This is a genomic window from Streptomyces sp. NPDC000880, from assembly GCF_053599675.1.
Map to the genome: position 1 here is coordinate 1 of NZ_JBSFMS010000208.1, position 6191 is coordinate 6191.

The 6191-nt window shown below is 70.9% G+C and carries 6 protein-coding genes; 3 read left to right on the plus strand and 3 right to left on the minus strand.

What is annotated here, in order from left to right; translation table 11 throughout:
• On the minus strand, window positions 1-496 hold a 496-nt coding region (locus ACWDO5_RS34890), incomplete at its 3' end, for an NAD-dependent epimerase/dehydratase family protein (RefSeq protein WP_450534552.1).
• A 104-nt stretch (window positions 497-600) separates the two neighbouring features.
• On the opposite strand from ACWDO5_RS34890, the gene ACWDO5_RS34895 reads away from it, so the two are divergent.
• Both ACWDO5_RS34895 and ACWDO5_RS34900 read left to right on the plus strand, forming a co-directional pair.
• Window positions 601-1236: a hypothetical protein gene (locus ACWDO5_RS34895; protein ID WP_450534553.1), complete on the plus strand. Its 636-nt coding sequence runs from the start codon at window positions 601-603 to the stop codon at window positions 1234-1236.
• A gap of 45 nt (window positions 1237-1281) precedes the next feature.
• The gene (locus tag ACWDO5_RS34900; RefSeq protein ID WP_450534554.1) at window positions 1282-2691 is read left to right on the plus strand and encodes a PepSY-associated TM helix domain-containing protein; all 1410 of its coding nucleotides are present in this window, start codon (window positions 1282-1284) and stop codon (window positions 2689-2691) included.
• 31 nt (window positions 2692-2722) lie between these two features.
• On the opposite strand, the gene ACWDO5_RS34905 is transcribed toward ACWDO5_RS34900, so the two are convergent.
• Window positions 2723-3301: a winged helix-turn-helix domain-containing protein gene (locus tag ACWDO5_RS34905; RefSeq protein ID WP_450534555.1), complete on the minus strand. Its 579-nt coding sequence runs from the start codon at window positions 3299-3301 to the stop codon at window positions 2723-2725.
• 392 nt (window positions 3302-3693) lie between these two features.
• The gene (gene glnII / locus ACWDO5_RS34910) at window positions 3694-4719 is read right to left on the minus strand and encodes a glutamine synthetase (protein ID WP_450534556.1); all 1026 of its coding nucleotides are present in this window, start codon (window positions 4717-4719) and stop codon (window positions 3694-3696) included.
• A 495-nt stretch (window positions 4720-5214) separates the two neighbouring features.
• Here glnII and ACWDO5_RS34915 point away from each other — a divergent pair.
• The coding region (locus ACWDO5_RS34915; RefSeq protein ID WP_450534557.1) for a Gfo/Idh/MocA family protein at window positions 5215-6191 on the plus strand (977 nt) is incomplete at its 3' end.

Sequence of the window (6191 nt, forward strand, 5' to 3'; positions counted from 1 at the left end):
CGGTCGTGGTGGTACCAGTGGCGCAGGTCGGTCGACGGCGCCACATCACGGAGCCCCGCTTCGGAAATCTCTGCGATCTGCTTGCGCAACTCCGCAACTCGCCGCCCCGCTTGGCCTCCGCGTAAGCCACCTCGCCCGCGTCGGGCGAGCCTTCCACCACCGGGCTGGTCTCGTCATGGCCGAGCGCCGGGGGCCAGGCGTACACCGAACAGCTCGACACATAGACGTAGTGACCGACCCGCCCCGCCAACAGCCGCGCCGCGTCCCGTACGACGGACGGCGCGGCCGACCACGTGTCGACGACGATGTCCCACTCCCCGTCGGCCAGCGCCGCAAGTCCGTTTGGCGCGGTCCGGTCGCCGAGCAGCGTGGTGACGCCGGCGGGCGCCGTGTGCCGCCCGCGGTGGAAGACCGTGACCTCCCAGCCACGCGCCAGCGCCGACTCGACAACCGCACGGCCGACGAACTCCGTGCCCCCCAGCATCAGAAGTCTCATAACGACGACTCTGCCCGGCGGGGAGAGCCAGGCACAGGGATTCCGCTGCCCGCGGAAGTGGCCCCCTCCCGCAACCGCCCACGGGATGGGAGCATGTGCGGACCATGACAGATGCCCGGTCGCCAATACGCGCCCTGCGGGCCGCACTCTTCGCGGCGGTATGCATCGCACTGGCCGCCATGGCGCATTCGCTCGTATCTGCGCATGACATCCCCATCCCCGCCCTGCTCACCGCCTTCGCCACGACCATGGCCGTCGGCTGGCTCGCAGGCGGACGACGCCGCGGCGTCCGGGCCATCGGCACCGGCCTCCTCGCCGTCCAGGGCGCCCTGCATCTGATCTTCTCCGGAGCCGGCGGACAGCCGTCCCGGCACCACCATCACGCCGAGCGTGCCACCACGTCGATGGTTCCCACGTCCATGGAAACCATCGACGTGGGAACCATGGACCCGGACGCCGGCATGCTCGCCGCCCACCTCGTCGCCGCCGCCGTCTGCGCTCTCTGGCTGGCCCGCGGCGAGGCCGCCTTCTTCCGGCTCGCCCACGCCGTCGGGCATCTCGCCTTCACCCCGCTGCGCCTGCTGCTCACCCTCGTCCGGCTGCCCGCAGCCCCGCGCCCGGTCCCGCAGAGCCCGCGGCCCCGGCGCCTGCACGGCGTACACCTCGCGCACGCGCTGACCCGGCGCGGCCCGCCCGCGTTCCCCGCACCCCTCGCCACGGCCCCCGGAGCAGCCGTCTGACCTGGGGCCCGTTCCCCATGTCAACGTCAACTCCTTAGGACCACCATGGCCATTGACGTCCCCACGCAGACCGACGAATCCGAGACAGCGACCGCGCCAGGCTCCACCTGGCGCGCACTACGGCCCCTCGTTCTGCGTATCCACTTCTACGCAGGGCTGCTCATAGCCCCCCTGCTGCTCGTCGCCGCGACCAGCGGACTGCTCTACTCCCTCTCCTTCCAGGCCGAGAAGTTGCTCTACAGCGATGAGCTGACTGTCTCCGTAGGCGACCGCGCCGTCCCGCTCTCCGCCCAGGTCGTCGCCGCCCGCAAGGCCCACCCCGACGGCACGGTGACCGCTGTCTGGCCCTCGTACGAGGACGGCGCGACCACCCGGGTACTGATGGCCACCCCCGACGTCGAGGAGGGCAAGTCCCTCGCCGTCTTCGTCGACCCGTACACCGCCGACGTACGCGGCGAGCTGACCTCCTTCGGCAGCTCGGGCGCCCTCCCGTTGCGCACCTGGCTCGATGAGCTCCACCGCGATCTGCACCTGGGCGACCTCGGCCGCAACTACAGCGAGATGGCCGCCAGCTGGCTGTGGGTCGTCGCCCTCGGCGGCCTGCTGCTCTGGCTCGGCCGTCGGCGCACCGCGAAGCGCGCTCTGTTCGTCCCCGAGCGGGGCGTCAAGGGCCGCCGCAGAACGCTCTCCTGGCACGGCTCGGTCGGCCTGTGGGCGGTGACCGGACTCGTCCTGCTCTCCGCCACCGGACTGACCTGGTCGCGGTACGCGGGCGAGAACATCGGCGCGGTGCAGGACCAGCTCGGCGGGGCCACGCCCACCGTCTCCGCGACCCTCGAAGGCGGCGCCGGCACCAATGGCGGCCATGAGGGCCACGGCAGCGGGCACACAGGAGCCCACCAGGGTGCCGACGTCGGCTTGGACAAGGCACTCGCATCGGCCCGTGCCGCCGGCATCGACGGAAAGATGTCGGTCATACTGCCGGCCGAGGGCAGCGGCTACATCGTCAAGGAGACCGACACCCAGTTCCCGGTCCATCTGGATTCGGTGGCGGTCGACCCGAAGGACGGAAAGATCATCGACGAGCTGCGGTTCGCCGACTACCCACTGCTCGCCAAGCTGACCCGCTTCGGCATCGACGCCCACACCGGCGTCTTCCTCGGGCTGGTCAACCAGCTGGCCCTGGCCGCGCTCGCGCTGGCCCTCATCCTGCTGATCCTGTGGGGCTACCGGATGTGGTGGCTGCGCAGGCCCACGAAGGAACGGAAGCTGAGCGCGGGCCGCCCGATGCCGCGCGGCGCGTGGCGCAAGGTGCCGAGCACCCTGCTCCTGCCGATCGCCGCCGTGACCGCGGCGATCGGCTGGTTCGTCCCGATGCTGGGCATCAGCCTGCTGGTCTTCCTGGTGGTCGACCTCGCGATCGGAGGCGTGGCGAGGGCCCGGTCCCGCGTCTAGGGCGTTGCGGAAACCGGGCCCAGGGCTCATCTCACGGTGCGTACTTGTAGCCGACCCGCCGCACGGTCTGGATCGTGCGGCGGTGCTCGGCGCCCAGCTTGCGGCGCAGCCGGGCCACATGGACGTCGACCGTCCGGCCGTCGCCCACATGCCCGTAGCCCCACACCGTGGTCACCAACTGGTCGCGGGTGTGCACCCGGTGGTGGTGCGCCACCAGATGCGCCAGCAGCTCGAACTCGAGGTAGGTCAGATCCAGCGTCCGCCCGTCCACGTGGGCTGTGCGGTGGAAGCTGTTGATCGTCACCGGACCCGTACCCTCCGCGCCGTCGACCGGAGCCGATGGCACCAGCGGGGCCCGCTGCTGATCGGCCGGTACGAGGACGAGGTAGCCGACCATCGGCGGCTGGCCCGGCAGGGTGGGCAGGGTGTGCTGGGGTGCGGGCAGCCAGGTGGCCCCCGGCGGCAGGAAGTCCGCCACATCGACGAGGCTGCCCGGTGCGACGATTTCGTCGCGGTCGACGGCACGCAGCCGGTGGCGGCCCGGACTCACGGGTTTGGGGTTGACGGCGGTCGTAGCGGATACGGCGGAGAAGGAACGGGAGTTCGCCATGAGGGCTCAGCTCTTTCGCGCGGAGGAGACGTCGAGTCGGTAGGACGGACGTACGTCGTGCGCGCTGGCCGAAGACCGGGGTGAGCGGCTTTAGAGGGCCTGCGCGTTCACCGCGCGGCAACACACCCGGTCGAAGTCATGGTGCTGCCGGGACGGCCAGAACGGCTCAAGGTCGCTGCGACCTGTCGCGATGTGCTGGAAGCTGGCCATGCCCCTATTGAAGCAGATGCCGTCGTGCGGCAGCAGTGGCCTTCCGCACGTTGCTGTGTATTTCCGGGAGGCAACCCCGGACCGTCGGACGAAAGCCTGCCTCAGGGCCACTTGGCGCGACGCGCGCAAAAGGGCGCCCACCGGCCGGACCGGTGGGCGCCCTCTTGTTCTCGCTGCGGGGATCAGACCTGGCCGGCCTTCTCCAGAGCGGAGCAGCAGGTGTCGACGAGCAGCCGCGTCACCACGTACGGGTCGACGTTGGCGTTCGGGCGGCGGTCCTCGATGTAGCCCTTGCCGTCCTGCTCGACCTGCCACGGGATACGGACCGAGGCGCCGCGGTCGGAGACGCCGTAGCTGTATTCGTTCCACGGGGCGGTCTCGTGCAGACCGGTCAGCCGGTCGTCGATGCCCGCGCCGTAGTTCTTGACGTGGTCGAGCGGCTTGGAGCCCTCGCCCAGCGACTCGCAGGCGGTGATGATCGCGTCGTAGCCCTCGCGCATCGCCTTGGTCGAGAAGTTGGTGTGCGCGCCCGCGCCGTTCCAGTCGCCCTTCACCGGCTTCGGGTCGAGCGTCGCGGAGACCTGGAAGTCCTCGGCGGTGCGGTAGAGCAGCCAGCGCGCGACCCACAGCTGGTCGGAGACCTCCAGCGGGGCGAGCGGGCCGACCTGGAACTCCCACTGGCCCGGCATGACCTCGGCGTTGATGCCGGAGATGCCCAGGCCAGCCTTGAGGCAGTTCTCCAGGTGCGCCTCGACGACGTCACGGCCGAAGATCTCGTCCGAGCCGACGCCGCAGTAGTAGCCGCCCTGGGCCGCGGGGAAGCCGCCCTCGGGGAAGCCGAGGGGGCGAGCGCCCTTGAAGAAGGTGTACTCCTGCTCGATGCCGAAGATCGGCTCCTGCGCGGCGAACTTCTCCGCCACCTCCGCGAGTGCGGCACGCGTGTTGGACTCGTGCGGGGTCATGTCCGTGTTGAGGACCTCGCACATGACCAGTACGTCGTCGCTGTCGCCGCCGCGGATCGGGTCGGGACAGGAGAAGACCGGCTTGAGCACGCGGTCCGAGGCGTGGCCCTTGGCCTGGTTGGTGCTGGATCCGTCGAAGCCCCAGATGGGGAGCTCGGCGCCGTCGTCAAGTATCTTCGTCTTCGAGCGAAGCTTGGCGGTCGGCTCAGTGCCGTCGATCCAGATGTACTCAGCCTTGAAGGTCACGGGACTCAATCCTTTGCGGGTGCAGCGGTATGTCGCGCAGTATCGCAATCCGTGATTTCCCGGTCGTTGCCCGTTTGTGAACCCCACGTTACGCCGGGCCGGTGACGGGCCCGGCGGCGTCGGGCCGGTCAGCCCGCCGCGCGGCGCGTCAGGCGGCTGCTCCTGCCGCTCACCTGCCGCGGGCGTCGCCCGGCCGCGCCGCCCCCGTGGTGCCCGGAGTTTAGTCTCTGGCCATCCGCTCGACCCCCTGCTCGAGCCGGGACTCGAAGCCCGCGGCACGGATCCGGCGGACAAGATCGGCATAGCTCGTGCCCATGGCCTCGGCCGTCCGGCCCAGATGCCAGTCGTGGTCGTGCAGCCGGTATGTCGAGGGCGAGCGAAGCCGCGTACACGGAACGGTAATTGACCCGTACGCACGCAGGGAGCAAGTCTCGGAAGTCACACCGGAGTCCCGCGGCCGGCCGGCAATTTTCCGTGGTTGGCACACTGGGCGGCATGACTAAGCCCGCAAAGCAGTTGCGTATCGGACTCCTCGGCGCCGGCCCCTGGGCGGAGCACACCCAGGCTCCCGCGCTCGCCGTCCACCCTGATGTCGACTTCGCCGGGGTGTGGGCCCGGCGGCCCGAGGCGGGCGCAGCCCTCGCCGCCGCGTACGGTACGACGGCCTACTCCGGCGAGGACGGCGCCGACGCCCTCTTCGCCGCCTGTGACGCTGTCGCCTTCGCGCTGCCGCCCGACGTCCAGGCGCCCCTCGCGGCCAGGGCGGCCGCGGCCGGCTGCAATCTTCTGCTGGACAAGCCGGTCGCGACGAGCGTGGCGGCGGCGCGTGAGACGGCCTTGGCGGCGGAGCGCGCCGGGGTCGCTTCCGTGGTCTTCTGTACGCTGCGCTTCGCCGCGGACACCGTGCCCTGGATCGCCGAGCAAGCGGCGGTGGGCGGCTGGTTCACGGCCCACGCGCAGTGGCTCGGATCGCTGTACGCGTCCGGCGGGGACAGCGCGTACGCCGCGTCGCCGTGGCGGCGTGAGAAGGGCGGGCTGTGGGATGTCGGCCCGCATGTGCTGTCCGTACTGATCCCGGTGCTCGGCGATGTGACGGCAGTGACCGCGGCGCGCGGGCCCGAGGACACCGTGCATCTGCTGCTGCGGCACACGTCGGGGGCGTCGAGCACGGCGACAGTGGGCCTGAGCGCGCCGGTGAAGGCGGCGGGCGCGAGCATCGAGATCGTCGGCGATCAGGGGAGGGTGGCGCTGCCGCAGTGGAGCGACGCGGTGCGCTCGTTCGGTGCGGCGGTGGACGCGCTGCTGGAGTCGGCGCGTACGGGGCGGGCGCACAGCTGTGACGTACGGTTCGGGCTGCGGCTGACTGAAATCCTTGCGGAGGCGGAGGCCGTGCCCGGCGCGTACTGCTGGGGTGAGGTCTTCACCCGGGAGCCGGAGAAGGCGGACGCCTTCTTCCCCGCCGTCTTCCCGTA